This is a genomic window from Burkholderia sp. Bp8963, from assembly GCF_003854275.1.
In the GTDB taxonomy this organism is placed as follows: domain Bacteria; phylum Pseudomonadota; class Gammaproteobacteria; order Burkholderiales; family Burkholderiaceae; genus Burkholderia.
The window spans coordinates 147,531-162,285 of sequence record NZ_QTQP01000006.1 but is presented as its reverse complement, the minus strand read 5'-3'; the positions used below and the strand labels follow the sequence as shown (position 1 = coordinate 162,285).

Annotated in this window: 16 protein-coding genes; 14 read left to right on the top strand and 2 right to left on the bottom strand. The window is 65.3% G+C overall.

Features of this window, described 5'->3' with window-relative positions; all coding sequences use genetic code 11:
• Positions 1-150: 150 nt before the first annotated feature.
• Positions 151-1,914, top strand: coding sequence for a dihydrolipoyl dehydrogenase (gene lpdA / locus DID96_RS07510; protein WP_124598730.1), 1,764 nt, complete (start codon positions 151-153; stop codon positions 1,912-1,914).
• A 209-nt stretch (positions 1,915-2,123) separates the two neighbouring features.
• Here the strand turns inward: lpdA and DID96_RS07505 are convergent, their stop codons facing one another.
• Complete coding sequence (locus DID96_RS07505) at positions 2,124-2,690, bottom strand: phasin family protein (RefSeq protein WP_124598729.1); 567 nt, start codon at positions 2,688-2,690, stop codon at positions 2,124-2,126.
• Between the two features lie 669 nt (positions 2,691-3,359).
• Here DID96_RS07505 and pbpG point away from each other — a divergent pair.
• Positions 3,360-4,496: a D-alanyl-D-alanine endopeptidase gene (gene pbpG, locus DID96_RS07500; RefSeq protein ID WP_124598728.1), complete on the top strand. Its 1,137-nt coding sequence runs from the start codon at positions 3,360-3,362 to the stop codon at positions 4,494-4,496.
• A 101-nt stretch (positions 4,497-4,597) separates the two neighbouring features.
• Here the strand turns inward: pbpG and DID96_RS07495 are convergent, their stop codons facing one another.
• A complete protein-coding gene (locus DID96_RS07495; RefSeq protein WP_124598727.1) occupies positions 4,598-5,407 on the bottom strand; it encodes an IclR family transcriptional regulator in 810 nt (269 codons plus the stop codon).
• 180 nt (positions 5,408-5,587) lie between these two features.
• Here DID96_RS07495 and DID96_RS07490 point away from each other — a divergent pair, with 180 nt between their 5' ends.
• The 12 genes from DID96_RS07490 to iscX all read left to right on the top strand — a co-directional run bounded on the left by DID96_RS07490 (position 5,588) and on the right by iscX (position 14,735).
• The gene (locus tag DID96_RS07490; RefSeq protein WP_124598726.1) at positions 5,588-6,310 is read left to right on the top strand and encodes a (Fe-S)-binding protein; all 723 of its coding nucleotides are present in this window, start codon (positions 5,588-5,590) and stop codon (positions 6,308-6,310) included.
• Between the two features lie 34 nt (positions 6,311-6,344).
• Positions 6,345-7,757, top strand: coding sequence for a lactate utilization protein B (locus tag DID96_RS07485; protein WP_124598725.1), 1,413 nt, complete (start codon positions 6,345-6,347; stop codon positions 7,755-7,757).
• Between the two features lie 135 nt (positions 7,758-7,892).
• A complete protein-coding gene (locus DID96_RS07480; RefSeq protein WP_124598724.1) occupies positions 7,893-8,120 on the top strand; it encodes a hypothetical protein in 228 nt (75 codons plus the stop codon).
• A 101-nt stretch (positions 8,121-8,221) separates the two neighbouring features.
• Positions 8,222-8,704 (top strand): low molecular weight protein-tyrosine-phosphatase, encoded by a 483-nt coding sequence (locus DID96_RS07475; protein ID WP_124598723.1) that lies wholly within the window; start codon positions 8,222-8,224, stop codon positions 8,702-8,704.
• A gap of 121 nt (positions 8,705-8,825) precedes the next feature.
• A complete protein-coding gene (gene iscR, locus DID96_RS07470; protein ID WP_124598722.1) occupies positions 8,826-9,365 on the top strand; it encodes a Fe-S cluster assembly transcriptional regulator IscR in 540 nt (179 codons plus the stop codon).
• A gap of 62 nt (positions 9,366-9,427) precedes the next feature.
• Positions 9,428-10,651 (top strand): IscS subfamily cysteine desulfurase, encoded by a 1,224-nt coding sequence (locus tag DID96_RS07465; RefSeq protein WP_124598721.1) that lies wholly within the window; start codon positions 9,428-9,430, stop codon positions 10,649-10,651.
• Positions 10,652-10,719: 68 nt separating this feature from the next.
• A complete protein-coding gene (gene iscU / locus DID96_RS07460) occupies positions 10,720-11,127 on the top strand; it encodes a Fe-S cluster assembly scaffold IscU (protein ID WP_124598720.1) in 408 nt (135 codons plus the stop codon).
• 63 nt (positions 11,128-11,190) lie between these two features.
• Positions 11,191-11,514 carry an iron-sulfur cluster assembly protein IscA gene (gene iscA / locus DID96_RS07455; RefSeq protein WP_124598719.1) on the top strand — a complete coding sequence of 108 codons (324 nt, stop codon included), beginning with the start codon at positions 11,191-11,193 and terminating at the stop codon, positions 11,512-11,514.
• Positions 11,515-11,602: 88 nt separating this feature from the next.
• Positions 11,603-12,130: a Fe-S protein assembly co-chaperone HscB gene (gene hscB / locus DID96_RS07450; RefSeq protein ID WP_124598772.1), complete on the top strand. Its 528-nt coding sequence runs from the start codon at positions 11,603-11,605 to the stop codon at positions 12,128-12,130.
• A gap of 55 nt (positions 12,131-12,185) precedes the next feature.
• Entirely contained in the window at positions 12,186-14,054 is a 1,869-nt protein-coding gene (hscA, locus tag DID96_RS07445; protein ID WP_124598718.1) for a Fe-S protein assembly chaperone HscA, read from the top strand.
• 100 nt (positions 14,055-14,154) lie between these two features.
• The gene (fdx, locus tag DID96_RS07440; RefSeq protein WP_006754135.1) at positions 14,155-14,496 is read left to right on the top strand and encodes an ISC system 2Fe-2S type ferredoxin; all 342 of its coding nucleotides are present in this window, start codon (positions 14,155-14,157) and stop codon (positions 14,494-14,496) included.
• Positions 14,497-14,525: 29 nt separating this feature from the next.
• A complete protein-coding gene (iscX, locus tag DID96_RS07435; RefSeq protein ID WP_006478393.1) occupies positions 14,526-14,735 on the top strand; it encodes a Fe-S cluster assembly protein IscX in 210 nt (69 codons plus the stop codon).
• The last annotated feature ends 20 nt before the right edge of the window (positions 14,736-14,755 follow it).

Genomic DNA, 14,755 nt, shown 5'->3' with positions numbered 1-14,755 from the left:
TCTTCCAAAGAAAAGTAACCAAAAGAAAGGCGCGTCCTTGGGCGGACGGCAAAGGTGGTCCTGCCCAAGTCCCCCGTTCTCCAGTCAGGCCGTAGTTCAGCGTTCGAGCCTTTTCCGTCTGTCAGCAGCCAATCAAGAAGGGGACAGTACATGAGTCTCATCGAAGTCAAAGTACCGGATATCGGCGATTTCAGCGGCGTCGATGTCATCGAAGTCAATATTCAGCCGGGCGACGTGATCGAAAAGGAGCAGACGCTCCTCACGCTCGAATCGGACAAGGCATCCATGGAAGTGCCGAGCGACGTCGCCGGCACCGTCAAGGAAATCAAGGTCAAGGCCGGCGACAAGGTCTCGCAAGGCACCGTGATCGCACTGGTCGAAGTGTCGGCCGCTGCCGCAGCACCGGCGAATGCCGCCGAGCCGGCCAAACCCGCAGCACCGGCCGCCGCGCCCGCAGCCGCTCCGGCGGCCGCGCCGCAGGCAGGCAGCTATGCCGGCGCCGTCGATGTCGAGTGCGACATGCTCGTGCTCGGCGCCGGCCCCGGCGGCTACTCGGCCGCGTTCCGCGCAGCCGATCTCGGCATGAAGACCGTGCTCGTCGAACGCTATTCGACGCTCGGCGGCGTGTGCCTGAACGTCGGCTGCATTCCGTCGAAAGCACTGCTGCACACCGCGCTCGTCATCGACGAAGCAGCAGCGCTCGAATCGCACGGCATCAAGTTCCGCAAGCCCGAAATCGATCTCGACAAGCTGCGCGACTTCAAGTCCGGCGTCGTCAAGAAACTGACGACGGGCCTCGCCGGCATGGCGAAGGCGCGCAAGGTCGAAGTGGTGACGGGCGTCGGCGCGTTCGTCGATCCGTATCACATGGAAGTGCAGGGCGAAAACGGCAAGAAGGTCGTCCGCTTCAAGCAGGCGATCATCGCGGCAGGCTCGCAGTCGGTGAATCTGCCGTTCCTGCCGGAAGACCCGCGCATCGTCGATTCGACCGGCGCGCTCGAACTGCGCCAGCAGCCGAAGCGGATGCTCGTGATCGGCGGCGGCATCATCGGCCTCGAAATGGCCACCGTCTACGCGACGCTGGGCGCCGAGATCGACGTCGTCGAAATGCTCGACAACCTGATGAACGGCGCGGATCGCGATCTCGTCAAGGTCTGGGAGAAGTACAACGCGAAGCGCTTCGGCAACGTGATGCTGAAGACCAAGACCGTCGGTGCCGAAGCGAAGGAAGACGGCATCTACGTGACGTTCGAGGGCGAGAAGGCGCCGGCTGAGCCGCAACGCTACGACCTCGTGCTGGTCGCAGTCGGCCGCAGCCCGAACGGCAAGAAGATCGGCGCGGACAAGGCCGGCGTCGCGGTGACGGATCGCGGCTTCATCGAAGTCGACAAGCAGATGCGCACGAACGTGCCGCACATCTTCGCGATCGGCGACATCGTCGGCCAGCCGATGCTCGCGCACAAGGCCGTGCACGAAGGCCACGTCGCAGCGGAGGCGGCGCACGGCGAGAAGTCGTACTTCGATGCGCTGCAGATCCCGTCGGTGGCGTACACCGATCCGGAAGTGGCATGGGCCGGCAAGACGGAAGAGCAGTGCAAGGCCGAAGGCATCAAGTACGGCAAGGCCGTGTTCCCGTGGGCGGCATCGGGCCGCGCGATCGCGAACGGCCGCGACGAAGGCTTCACGAAGCTGCTGTTCGACGAGGAAACCCATCGCGTGATCGGCGGCGGGATCGTCGGCCTGAACGCGGGCGACCTGATCAGCGAAGTTTGCCTGGCGGTCGAAATGGGCGCAGACGCGGAAGACATCGGCAAGACGATCCATCCGCACCCGACGCTCGGCGAATCGATCGGCATGGCGGCGGAGCTGTACGAAGGCGTCTGCACGGACCTGCCGCCGCAGCGCAAGAAGTAAGTTCGACCGTCGTTGCCGCCGGCGCGCGAGCGCCGGCCACGAAAAACGCCGCTTCCCGGGCAACCGGGAAGCGGCGTTTGGTTTTTTGCGCGGCGCTGCGCGCCAGTGCGCGATCAGTGATGCGAAGTGCGGGGCCGGATCACCGGCTGCGTGCCGCTGCAAAAGAAAAAGCCGCGCAGGGCGCGGCTTTTTCGGAACGCGTGAAGCGCTTACGCGGCCGGCTTGGTCGTGCGGCGCGAAGCAGCTGCGCTGGCAGCCTTCGTCGCGACGGCAGCGGCGGCGTTGAAGTTCGTCTCGGCGATCTCGACGGCCTGCTTCGCAGCCTTCTGCACCGTTTCGTACGTCGTGTTAGCGGCGTTCAGCGCCGACTTCAGCGCGGCGACAGCCGTTTCCGAACCTGCCGGGGCGTTCTTCGCGACGTTGTCGACGAGAGCCTGGACCTTCTTGTTCTGCTCTTCGAATTGCGCTTCGGCAACCTTCGCGAACTCGGCTTGCGTGGCCGACGCGATTTCATACAGGTGACGGCCGTACGACAGCACCTTTTCCGCGACCGGCTGCGAGAGGCTCGTCTGCAGCGCGATCAGTTCCTGTGCATCCTTCACCGACAGCAGGCGCTGCGCGTTTTCCTGCGATTCCGCGAGCGTCGACTTCACGACTTGCAGATTCAGTTCGATCAGCTTTTCGACGCCTTCGAATGCCTTGGTCGTCAGACCGAACAGGCTTTCGAGGTTGGCTTTTTGTGCGGCGGCGATTTGCTCGGGGGTCAGCAAGGACATGTCAAGCTCCTGAAAAGCGATCGCGACGATCGCAGGATAGTAGTGGGCACTACGATGGGGAACCTCGGTTGTGCGCGCTTTGTGCGACGCAGCAATGGAGCTTATTTTAGGGCAGACAAAGCCGATGTCAAGGACTTTTTGTGCGTCGCACAATGCCGATAAATTATCGACAAAACAACGAGTTATCTGGCGGTTTCGGAAACGGTTTCAGGCGCTGCGCACGCGTGCTGTCCCACATGCTGCGCACGCTTGACGGGCACGTGCGACGCACCATGATCGCGCGCAGGTAAACCTGACAGGGGGTTGGAACGTTGTCCTCTTGTTCTTGTCGAAAAGCGCGCCGTTTCGATTCGCGCCGCAGCGATGTGCCACCGCCGTTGCGCCGACACGTGCCGCTTGGCCCGCCGAGCGCCGGATACGTAGTTTCCCCGCTTTAAAACACGCTCAAAGTGACGTTATCTCAATTAACCGAGTGGTAATCGGGAGGCGAGCACTGTGAGGCTGTGCGCCCGTCATGATTTTTTTTGATGGGAGCAGGGGTGTCGATCGATTGCGTTTACGACGACGCTTACAATCCGGTTTAAAGACGATCGGTAAGTGCCTAATATTGCTTCTTTTTTCAGCCTTAACTACACTTGCGGAAACTCCCGCCGCTTTGTCCAGACCCCAATGAAAGCCGAATCGTTTTCACCGCGCAGAATGTTGCAGAGCATGGCGCTCGGCACAGCGGTGTCGGTCGCCGTCGCCTTGCTGGCGGCCACTGCCACCGTTGCGCCCGCTGACGCCTTTGCCGCCACTGCGAAGACTCACCAAGCCGCCAAGAAGAAAGCGACTGCTTCGTCCGCGAAGAAGTCGGTGAAATCGGCGTCCGCCACCGATGACGCACCGCGTGCAAAATCGACGCGCAAGCGCGCGACGCTCGCCGCGAACGTGCGCGGCCACCACGGCGCCGTGCGCCGGGTCGCGTTCCAGCCGCGCCAGCCGTCGGTCGGCCAGGCATTCGGCCTGCACGAGACGCCGGACGCGCTCGCGCTGCGCTCGAGCGTTGCCTATGTCGTCGACCAGAACACCAGCGAGCCGCTGTTCGACAAGAATTCGCACGCGGTCGTGCCGATCGCGTCGATCACGAAGCTGATGACGGCGATGGTCGTGCTCGACTCGAAGCTGCCGCTGACCGACCAGATCGAAGTCACCGACGAGGATCGCGACTACGAGAAGGGCACCGGCTCGCGCCTGTCGGTCGGCTCGGTGCTGTCGCGCGAAGACATGCTGCACATCGCGCTGATGGCGTCCGAGAACCGCGCGGCGGCGTCGATGTCGCGCTACTACCCGGGCGGCCGTCCGGCGTTCATCGCGGCGATGAACGCAAAGGCGAAGGCGCTCGGCATGGCCGATACGCACTTCGAGAACTCCACCGGGCTGTCGAGCTCGAACGTGTCGAGCGCGCGCGACCTCGTGAAGATGGTCGACGCGGCGTACCAGTACCCGCTGATCCGCAAGTTCTCGACCGATCGCAGCTACGAGGTGTACACGGGCAAGCGGAGCCTCGCCTACAACAGCACGAACGCGCTGATCCGCGGCAACGGCTCGTGGGACATCGGCCTGCAGAAGACCGGCTTCATCAACGAAGCAGGCGAGTGCCTCGTGATGCAGGCGACGATCCATGGCCGTCCGATGGTGATGGTGCTGCTCGACTCGTACGGCAAGTATTCGCGCTTCGCCGATGCGGCACGGCTGCGCAACTGGCTCGACGCCGGCGGCGGCGAGCGCCTGACGGCATCCAATTCGCCGAACGGCGGTACCTGATCGTGCTTCCGGCGGCGCTTCGGCACCGCCGTGGCGAAGCCAGCAAAAAGCCCCGCGCTTCGCGGGGCTTTTTTCGTTCGTCTGGGTTGCGCAGCGGCCGCTCAGGCCTGCCGCTGCAGGCCGTTCACGTCCTTCGCGTTCTCGGGCCGGTAACCGAGCGATTCCGAGATGGTCAGCGCGGTACGGCTCAACTGGCCGAGCCACGCGTCCTGCAGGCGGTCGGCCGGCGCCGACAGCGACAGGCCCGCGACGAGCTTGCCCGAGTCGTCGTAGATGCCCGCCGCAATGCAGCGCACACCCAGTTCGAGCTCCTCGTTGTCGCGCGCGCACGATTGCTGGCGCACGATCGTCAACTCGCGCTCGAGCTTCGCAATGTCGGTGATGCTGTTCTGCGTGTGGCCAGCGAGCCCGGTGCGCGTCGCGTACGCACGCACCCGCGACGTTTCGTCTGCCGCGAGGAACAGCTTGCCGACCGACGTCAGGTGCAGCGGCGCGCGGCCGCCGATGGCGCGCACGACCTGCATCCCGGAACGCTCCGAATACGCGCGCTCGATGTAGACGATCTCGTCGCCCTGGCGTACCGACAGGTTCACCGTCTGTCCGGTGAGGCGGTGCAGTTCGCGCATCGGCATCAGCGCCGCGTCGCGCACCGACAGGCGTGCCTTCACGAGGTTGCCGAGCTCGAGCAGCCGCATGCCGAGCCGGTACGTGCCCGGATCGGAGCGGTCGACGAGGCGGCAGGTCACCATGTCGTTGAGGATGCGGTGCGCGGTCGACGGGTGCAGCTCGGTGCGTTGCGCGAGTTCCTTCAGGCTGACGGGGTCGCTGTGCGCGGCGAGGGCGTCGAGCAACCGCATCATGCGTTCGATCACCTGGATCGACGTTTTGGAATCCGGGGTCGGGTTGGTCATGTCGGGGAATCCGTTGATGCGTCAAACGCTGTTCCGCCGATTGTATCTCGTATCGTGAAAAAAGCGAACGGCGTTCGAGGAAGTCCTCGTTTCCGCGCCGGGCGGGGCGCGTTGCGCGGCGGCGTTGGTCTTGCCGGGCAAACGGCGGATAATGAGGGCCGTTTTCTCGAAGGAGCGCATATGCGAGTCGGTTTGTTCGTGACCTGCCTGGTCGATCTGATGCGTCCCGAAATCGGCTTTTCCGCGCTCAAGCTGATTCGCGACGCGGGCTTCGAGGTGTTCGTGCCGCCGGCGCAGACGTGCTGCGGCCAGCCGGCGTACAACTCCGGCGACCGCGCGCTCGCGCGCGACCTGGCGGAGAAGACGCTGCGCGAGTTCGAGCAGTTCGACTACGTGGTCGCGCCGTCGGGGTCGTGCGGCGGGATGATCCGCACGCACTATGGCGACCTGTTCCGCGACGACCCCGAGCTGATGGGGCGTTTCTCCCGGTTCCAGCAAAAGGTCTACGAACTGACCGACTTCCTTGTGAATGTCGCCAGGGTGAAGCTCGAGCCGGGCGAGTTCGCGGGCCCGGTCACGTACCACGACTCGTGCTCGGGCTTGCGCGAGCTCGGCGTGAAGGCGCAGCCGCGCGCGCTGCTCGCGCAGCGCGGCGTCGCGATCACCGAGATGAAGGATTGCGAGCACTGCTGCGGCTTCGGCGGCACGTTCGCGGTCAAGTACGGCGACATCTCGGCAGCGATCGCCGACGAGAAATGCGCGAACGTGCGCGCGTCCGGCGCGGGCGCCGTCGTGCTCGGCGATCTCGGCTGCATGCTGAACATCGAAGGGCGGTTGCGCCGTACGGGCGACCGCGACACGCGCGTGCTGCACGTCGCGCAGGTGCTCGCGGGCGACGTCTGACGCCCGGTTCCGCTCACTTTTCCCCGAGACCGCGATGCAAGTCCAATCGATGCATTTCAAGGCGCGCGCCGGCCAGAAGCTCGCCGACCAGCGCCTGCAGCAGAACCTGAAGAAGCTGTCGACGAAATTCGTGTCGGCACGCGCCGACGCGATCACGCAGATCGACTTCCCGGCGACGCGCGCGGCGCTGAAGGCGCGCCGCAACCGTGCGCTCGAGAACCTCGACGTCTGGCTCGAAGCGTTCGAGCGGGAGGCGACGCGGCGCGGCACGACGGTGCTGTTCGCGGAGACGACGGCCGACGCCGCGCGGCTCGTTGCCGACATCGCGCGCCGTCACGACGTGAAGAAGGTCATCAAGACCAAGTCGATGGTGTCCGAGGAAATGCGCCTGAACGCGGTGCTCGGCGAGATGGGCGTGCAGTCGATCGAGACGGATCTCGGCGAATACATCCTGCAGATCAACGACAACGAGCCGCCGAGCCACATCATTGCGCCCGTCGTGCACAAGGACAAGGACGAGATCGCGGACCTGTTCGCGCGCACCCATCACCGCGAAAGGCTGTCGGAGATCCCCGACATGACGCGCGAGGCGCGCGAGATGCTGCGTCCGCACTTCATGTCGGCCGACATGGGCGTGACGGGCGGCAACTTCGTGATCGCCGAGACGGGCTCGGTCGCGCTCGTGACGAACGAGGGCAACGAGGGGATGTGCACGGTGATGCCGCGCGTGCACGTCGCGGTGACGGGCATCGAGAAGGTGCTGCCGACGCTCGAGGATCTCGCGACCGCGATGCGCCTGCTGCCGCGCTCGGCCACCGGTCAGAGGGCGTCGAACTATTTCTCGTTGCTGACCGGGCCGCGCCAGCCAGGCGACGAGGATGGCCCCGAGCACAACTACGTGGTGCTCGTCGACGGCGGCCGCACGGGCCTCATCGGCGGCGAGTTCCAGGAGATGCTGCGCTGCATCCGCTGCGGTGCGTGCATGAACCATTGCCCCGTATACCAGAAGGTCGGCGGCCATGCGTACGGATGGGTCTATCCGGGGCCGATGGGCTCGGTGCTGACGCCGAGCTACGTCGGGCTCGACCGTGCGCTCGACCTGCCGCAGGCGGCGACGCTGTGCGGCGAGTGCGACAGCGTGTGTCCGGTCGGCATTCCGTTGTCGCACCTGCTGCGCACGCTGCGCGAGAAGCAGGTCGAGCGGCATCTGCGGCCATGGCGCGAGCGGGCGGCGCTCGCCGTGTGGGGCTTCGTCGCGCGCCGGCCGATGCTGTACGCGCTCACGACGAAACTCGCGGTGCGCATTCTCGAGCGGCTGGGCGGCGATGGCGGCATGCTGCGGCGCCTGCCGATGATGGGCGGCTGGATGGATACGCGCGACTTGCCCGTACCGACGGGGCGCACGTTCCGGGAGCTGTATGCGGCGTCCCGCAGCCATCTCGGCTGACCGCGCGCGACTGTTCATCGGGCCGCAACACTGCGTTCGCTATTTACGTATTTATCCCGATAGATGCGATCTATAGAATTACCCCTGTAGTCCCCGGAAGAGGGTTTCGGGGCATCAGGTCAAGGAGGTCGCATCATGAAAAGGACAATATCGATGTACTGGCCGTTGGCGATCGTCGTGCCGCTCGCGGCAGCCGCTTATCTGCATTCGATCGGTGGTGCGCCGTCGCGCGGTCCGCTCGCGGTTCACCAGGCATCGGCCGAGCTGGCGCGCACCGTGTCGTTCGGTCTCGTCGGCGATACGGCGAAATCGCTGCCTGCTGCGTCGGGCGACGTCGCGCTCGCCGTGCCGAAGGCGCTCTGACGCAGTTCACCGTCGCATCGCGCGGCGGCGCGAATCCGTGTGCCTTTGTATAATGGCGCGTCCTCTCCATGCGCGGTCCGCCGCGGCTTTCCGGTAGCGTGATGACCCGCGTAGCGATCTGTTTCGTCTGTCTCGGCAACATCTGCCGCTCTCCCACCGCGGAAGGCGTGATGCGCCATCAGGTGGACGCTGCCGGGCTGTCGGATCGCGTCGAAATCGATTCTGCCGGCACCGGCGACTGGCACGTTGGCGAGCCGCCCGATACGCGAGCGCAGACGGCCGCAAGCGCACGCGGCTACGACCTGTCGGCGCTGCGCGCGCGGCAGGTGGGCGCAGCCGATTTCGAGCGCTTCGATCTGCTGCTCGCGATGGACGAGGCCAATCTCGCGGAGTTGCGCCGGCGCTGCCCGCCGCAATTTCGAGACAAGCTGCGGCTGCTGATGGCGTTCGCGCCGCAGGCGCCGGAAACCGAGGTCGCCGACCCTTATTTCGGCGGCGCGCAGGGTTTCGAACAGGTGCTCGACCAGTGCGAGGACGCCTGCCGCGGCCTTCTGGATACGTTGCGCGAGCGCGTGTCGAGTTGAGTTCCGAAGCGGTTCTGTTAACTGCTTTGCGAATACCCTGTTGAAGACAGGGATACTTGACTAAATTCGTCAAATATTTATACTTGACCAAAATCGTCAAGATTGCAGTCCCCTAGACACCATGAGACTCACCACTAAAGGTCGTTTCGCCGTCACGGCGATGATTGACTTGGCACTGCGCCACGAGCAGGGCCCGGTGACGCTTGCAGGCATCAGCCAGCGCCAGCGGATTTCGCTCTCGTACCTCGAACAGCTGTTCGGCAAGCTGCGCAGACATGAAATCGTCGAATCCGTGCGCGGTCCGGGCGGCGGTTACAACCTCGCGCGCCGCGCGCAGGACGTCACCGTTGCCGACATTATTATTGCGGTCGACGAACCGCTCGACGCCACGCAGTGCGGCGGCAAAGGCACGTGCGACGGCTCGAAGCAGCCGGACGGCCACTGCATGACGCACGAGCTGTGGGCCACCCTCAATCAGAAGATGGTCGAATACCTCGATTCGGTGTCGCTGCAGGATCTCGTCGATCAGCAGCGCACGCGCGAAGGCGCGCCCGCGGTGCTGCGCGACCGCCGCTCGCCGGAGCCCGCCGCCGCGCCCGCCGAGCCAGTGCGCACGATGCCGCTCGGTCCGAATTCGGTGTTCAACATCGCCAGTTCGTGAGCGCCGACACGGCCCGCTGACATCCAACACATAGCCCCTGCACAGAATATCCGGAGCGACAGATGACCCAAGAGACTCTCCACCTGCCCATCTACATGGATTACAGCGCGACGACGCCGGTCGATCCGCGCGTGGTCGACAAGATGGTGCCGTACTTGCGCGAGCAGTTCGGCAATCCGGCGTCGCGCAGCCATGCGTACGGCTGGGACGCGGAACGCGCGGTCGAAGAGGCGCGCGAGCAGGTGGCCGCGCTCGTGAACGCGGATCCGCGGGAAATCATCTGGACGTCGGGCGCGACCGAGTCGGACAACCTTGCGATCAAGGGCGCCGCGAACTTCTACCAGGGCAAGGGCAAGCACATCATCACGGTGAAGACCGAGCACAAGGCCGTGCTCGACACCTGCCGCGAGCTCGAGCGCGACGGCTTCGAAGTCACCTATCTGGACGTGAAGGATAACGGCCTGATCGACCTCGACGCATTCAAGGCCGCGTTGCGCCCGGACACGATCGTCGTGTCGGTGATGCACGTCAACAACGAGATCGGCGTGATCCAGGACATCGAGACGATCGGCGAGATCTGTCGCGAAAAGGGCATCATCTTCCACGTCGACGCCGCGCAGTCCACCGGCAAGGTCGAGATCGACCTCGCGAAGCTGAAGGTCGATCTGATGTCGTTCTCCGCGCACAAGACCTACGGCCCGAAGGGCATCGGCGCGCTGTACGTGCGCCGCAAGCCGCGCGTGCGCATCGAAGCGCAGATGCACGGCGGCGGCCACGAGCGCGGGATGCGCTCGGGCACGCTGGCGACGCACCAGATCGTCGGCATGGGTGAGGCATTCCGGATCGCCAGGGAAGAAATGGCGACCGAGAACGAGCGGATCCGGATGCTGCGCGACAAGCTGCTGCGCGGCCTGTCGCAGATCGAGGAAACGTACGTGAACGGCGACATGGAACACCGGATCCCGCACAACCTGAACATCAGCTTCAACTTCGTCGAAGGCGAGTCGCTGATCATGGCGATCAAGGACGTCGCGGTGTCGTCGGGCTCCGCGTGCACGTCGGCGTCGCTGGAGCCGTCGTACGTGCTGCGTGCGCTCGGCCGCAACGACGAACTCGCGCACAGCTCGATCCGCTTCACGGTCGGCCGCTTCACGACGGAGCAGGAGGTGGACTACGTGATCAATCTGCTGAACAGCAAGATCGCGAAGCTGCGCGAACTGTCGCCGCTTTGGGAAATGCACCAGGAAGGCATCGATCTGTCGACGATCGAATGGGCCGCGCACTGAACACCGCATTGAATACACACGCGGGCGGATTGGCGCACGCAGACGTAACGAGTCAAGGAGTCTGAGTCATGTCTTACAGCAACAAGGTTCTGGATCACTACGAAAACCCGCGTAACGTCGGCTCGTTCGCGAAGGACGACGACGCAGTCGGTACCGGTATGGTCGGCGCGCCGGCCTGCGGCGACGTGATGAAGCTGCAGATCCGCGTAGGTGCGGACGGTGTGATCGAGGACGCAAAGTTCAAGACGTACGGTTGCGGCTCGGCGATCGCGTCGAGTTCGCTCGTGACCGAATGGGTGAAGGGCAAGACGCTCGACGAGGCGCTCGCGATCAAGAACACGCAGATCGCCGAAGAGCTGGCGCTGCCGCCCGTGAAGATCCATTGTTCGATCCTCGCGGAAGACGCGATCAAGGCGGCGGTGGCCGACTACAAGAAGCGCCACGACGGCGAGCAAGGCGATCAGGCAGCTGCCTGAGCGGCATCGAGCGACTAGCTGGAACGCGACGCGCCGCGATCGGCGCGCCGCGGCAAGGACATCATGGCAATTACACTGACCGAAAAAGCAGCGCAGCACGTCCAGAAGTACCTGGGCCGGCGCGGCAAGGGGCTGGGCCTGCGGCTCGGCGTTCGCACGACCGGTTGCTCGGGCCTCGCGTACAAGCTCGAGTATGTCGATGAGCTCGCACCCGAGGATCAGGTGTTCGAGAGCCATGGCGTGAAGGTCATCGTCGATCCGAAGAGTCTCGCGTATATCGACGGCACCGAACTCGATTTCGCGCGCGAAGGCCTGAACGAAGGGTTCAAGTTCAACAACCCGAACGTGAAGGACGAGTGCGGTTGCGGCGAATCGTTCCGCGTGTGACGACCGCGCGATGCGGGCAAGAGGCGGCACATGCCGCCTTTTTGATGTGCGGCGTTCGCCGCGCGACGAACTGGAATTGAACGCGATGATGGTCTCGCTGAAAGACAGCCACTTCGACCTGTTCCACCTGCCGGCGCAGTTCGCGATCGACGATGCGGCGCTCGACGCCGCGTACCGGACCGTGCAGACGCAGGTGCATCCCGACCGCTTCGCGGCGGCGGGCGACGCGCAGAAACGCATTGCGATGCAATGGGCGACCCGCGCGAACGAGGCATACCGGACACTGCGCGATCCGCTGAAGCGGGCGACCTATCTGCTGTTGCTGCGCGGCATCGATATCGGTGCGGAGAACAACACAGCGATGGAGCCGGCGTTCCTGATGCAGCAGATGGAATGGCGCGAAGGCATCGAGGATGCCGCGGCGGCGCGCAACGTCGATGCGCTCGACGCGCTGCTTGCCGAACTGCGCGACGAAAAGCGCGCGCGTCTCGAACGTCTCGGCACGTTGCTCGACAGCGGCGCGGACCAGCCCGCCGCCGAGGCCGTGCGCCAGATGATGTTCATCGAGCGGGTCGCGGCGGAAGTGAGCGCGCAGATCGAGCGGCTCGAACATTAACCGCGTGCGTCGCAGCACGCGCAGCAAACGGGCGTGAGCGCCCGAACGAACCAAGATGGCTTTACTGCAAATTTCCGAACCGGGCATGGCGCCGGCGCCGCACCAGCGGCGGCTCGCCGTCGGGATCGATCTCGGCACGACGAACTCGCTCGTCGCGGCCGTGCGCAACAGCGTGCCGGAAGTGTTGCCGGACGACGCGGGCCGCGTGCTGCTGCCGTCGGTGGTGCGTTACCTCGAGAAGGGCGGCCGCCGGATCGGCCACGACGCGAAGGAGCAGGCCGCGACCGACCCGCGCAACACGATCGTGTCGGTCAAGCGCTTCATGGGCCGCGGCAAGGCCGAGGTCGAAGGCGCGGCGAATGCGCCGTACGAATTCGTCGACGCGCCGGGCATGGTGCAGATTCGCACCGTCGATGGCGTGAAGAGCCCGGTCGAGGTGTCGGCCGAGATTCTCGCAACGCTGCGCCAGCGCGCGGAAGACACGCTCGGCGACGAGCTGGTCGGCGCGGTGATCACGGTGCCGGCCTATTTCGACGAAGCGCAGCGCCAGGCGACGAAGGATGCCGCACGTCTCGCCGGCCTGAACGTGCTGCGCCTGCTGAACGAACCGACCGCGGCGGCGATTGCCTACGGCCTCGATAACGCGGCCGAAGGTCTGTACGCGGTATATGACCTCGGCGGCGGCACGTTCGACCTGTCGATCCTGAAGCTGACGAAGGGCGTGTTCGAAGTGCTCGCCGCGGGCGGCGATTCGGCGCTCGGCGGCGACGATTTCGACCACGCGCTGTTCGGTCACGTGCTCGCGCAAGCCGGCATCGATCCGGCGACGCTCGCGCCCGAGGACGTGCGCCTGCTGCTCGATCGCGTGCGGGTGCTGAAGGAAGCGCTGTCGGCGGCGCCGCAGGCGTCGCTCGACGTCACGCTGTCGACCGGCGCGCAGCTCGCGCAGACGGTCACGCACGACACGTTCGCCGCGCTCGTCGAGCCGCTCGTGCAGCGCACGCTGACGCCGACCCGCAAGGCGCTGCGCGACGCGCAGGTGACGCCGGCCGACATCAAGGGCGTGGTGCTCGTCGGCGGCGCGACGCGCATGCCGGTGATCCGCGACGCGGTCGCGAAGCATTTCGGCCAGCCGCCGCTCGTGAATCTCGATCCGGATCAGGTCGTCGCGCTCGGCGCGGCGATCCAGGCCGACCTGCTCGCCGGCAACCGCGGTGGCAACGACGACTGGCTGCTGCTCGACGTGATTCCGCTGTCGCTCGGCGTCGAGACGATGGGCGGCCTCGTCGAGAAAATCATTCCGCGCAATTCGACGATCCCGATCGCGCGCGCGCAGGAGTTCACGACCTTCAAGGACGGCCAGACCGCGATGGCGATCCACGTCGTGCAGGGCGAGCGTGAGCTCGTGGCCGACTGCCGTTCGCTCGCGCGTTTCGAATTGCGCGGCATTCCGCCGATGACGGCTGGTGCCGCGCGCATCCGCGTGACCTACCAGGTCGATGCGGATGGCCTGCTGTCGGTGTTCGCGCGCGAACAGCATTCGGGCGTCGAGGCGTCGGTTGTCGTGAAGCCGTCGTACGGCCTTGCCGACGACGACATCGCGAAGATGCTCGAGGAGAGCTTCAAGACCGCCGAGATCGACATGCGCGCGCGCGCGTTGCGCGAGGCGCAGGTCGAGGCCGAGCGGATGATCGAGGCGACGGAAGCGGCGCTTGCCGCGGACGGCGAACTGCTCGACGACGCGGAGCGCGCAGATGTCGACGCGCGTGTCGCGGCGCTGCGCACGGTCGCGCAGGGCGATGACACGGACGCGATCGAGGCGGCGACTAAGTCGCTCGCGGAAGGCACCGACGAATTCGCCGCGCGCCGGATGGACAAGAGCATCAAGCGTGCGCTGGCCGGCCGCCGGCTCGACGAGATCTGAACGAACTGAGCGAACCACCACACGCACGCCGGCCGGCGACGGCCGGCGCTATGATGAATCGTGCGGCGCAAGCCGCCGCACCTGGACTGACGGAACGGACATGCCTCAACTGGTAGTGCTGCCTCACGTCGAACTGTGCCCGGACGGCGCGGTGATCGACGCGACGCCCGGCAAGAGTATTTGCGACAACCTGCTCGACAACGGCATCGAGATCGAACACGCTTGCGAGAAGTCGTGCGCGTGCACGACCTGCCACGTGGTGATCCGCGAGGGCTTCAACGATCTGGAACCGTCCGAGGAGGACGAGGACGACCTGCTCGACAAGGCGTGGGGCCTCGAGCCGACGTCGCGCCTGTCGTGCCAGGCAATCGTGCAGGAAGATTCGGACCTGGTGGTCGAGATTCCGAAGTACTCGATCAATCACGCGAAAGAAAATCACTGACGGCTTTGCATCGGACCGGAGGGCAAGCGATGAAATGGACTGATTCGCGCGAGATCGCGATCGCGCTGGCGGACAAGCATCCCGACATCGATCCGCAGCGGATCAATTTCGTCGACCTGCGTCAGTGGGTGCTCGAACTCGACGGGTTCGACGACGATCCGACGCACTCCGGCGAGAAGATTCTCGAAGCGATCCAGGCGCACTGGATCGACGAATCGGACTTCGACGACGAAGACTGAACACCGGGCGCGTCGCACCG

Coding starts and splice junctions, on each gene's coding strand:
- lpdA (WP_124598730.1), top strand. CDS start 151: ATGAGTCTCATCGAAGTCAAAGTACCGGATATCGGCGATTTCAGCGGC.
- DID96_RS07505 (WP_124598729.1), bottom strand. CDS start 2,690: ATGTCCTTGCTGACCCCCGAGCAAATCGCCGCCGCACAAAAAGCCAAC.
- pbpG (WP_124598728.1), top strand. CDS start 3,360: ATGAAAGCCGAATCGTTTTCACCGCGCAGAATGTTGCAGAGCATGGCG.
- DID96_RS07495 (WP_124598727.1), bottom strand. CDS start 5,407: ATGACCAACCCGACCCCGGATTCCAAAACGTCGATCCAGGTGATCGAA.
- DID96_RS07490 (WP_124598726.1), top strand. CDS start 5,588: ATGCGAGTCGGTTTGTTCGTGACCTGCCTGGTCGATCTGATGCGTCCC.
- DID96_RS07485 (WP_124598725.1), top strand. CDS start 6,345: ATGCAAGTCCAATCGATGCATTTCAAGGCGCGCGCCGGCCAGAAGCTC.
- DID96_RS07480 (WP_124598724.1), top strand. CDS start 7,893: ATGAAAAGGACAATATCGATGTACTGGCCGTTGGCGATCGTCGTGCCG.
- DID96_RS07475 (WP_124598723.1), top strand. CDS start 8,222: ATGACCCGCGTAGCGATCTGTTTCGTCTGTCTCGGCAACATCTGCCGC.
- iscR (WP_124598722.1), top strand. CDS start 8,826: ATGAGACTCACCACTAAAGGTCGTTTCGCCGTCACGGCGATGATTGAC.
- DID96_RS07465 (WP_124598721.1), top strand. CDS start 9,428: ATGACCCAAGAGACTCTCCACCTGCCCATCTACATGGATTACAGCGCG.
- iscU (WP_124598720.1), top strand. CDS start 10,720: ATGTCTTACAGCAACAAGGTTCTGGATCACTACGAAAACCCGCGTAAC.
- iscA (WP_124598719.1), top strand. CDS start 11,191: ATGGCAATTACACTGACCGAAAAAGCAGCGCAGCACGTCCAGAAGTAC.
- hscB (WP_124598772.1), top strand. CDS start 11,603: ATGGTCTCGCTGAAAGACAGCCACTTCGACCTGTTCCACCTGCCGGCG.
- hscA (WP_124598718.1), top strand. CDS start 12,186: ATGGCTTTACTGCAAATTTCCGAACCGGGCATGGCGCCGGCGCCGCAC.
- fdx (WP_006754135.1), top strand. CDS start 14,155: ATGCCTCAACTGGTAGTGCTGCCTCACGTCGAACTGTGCCCGGACGGC.
- iscX (WP_006478393.1), top strand. CDS start 14,526: ATGAAATGGACTGATTCGCGCGAGATCGCGATCGCGCTGGCGGACAAG.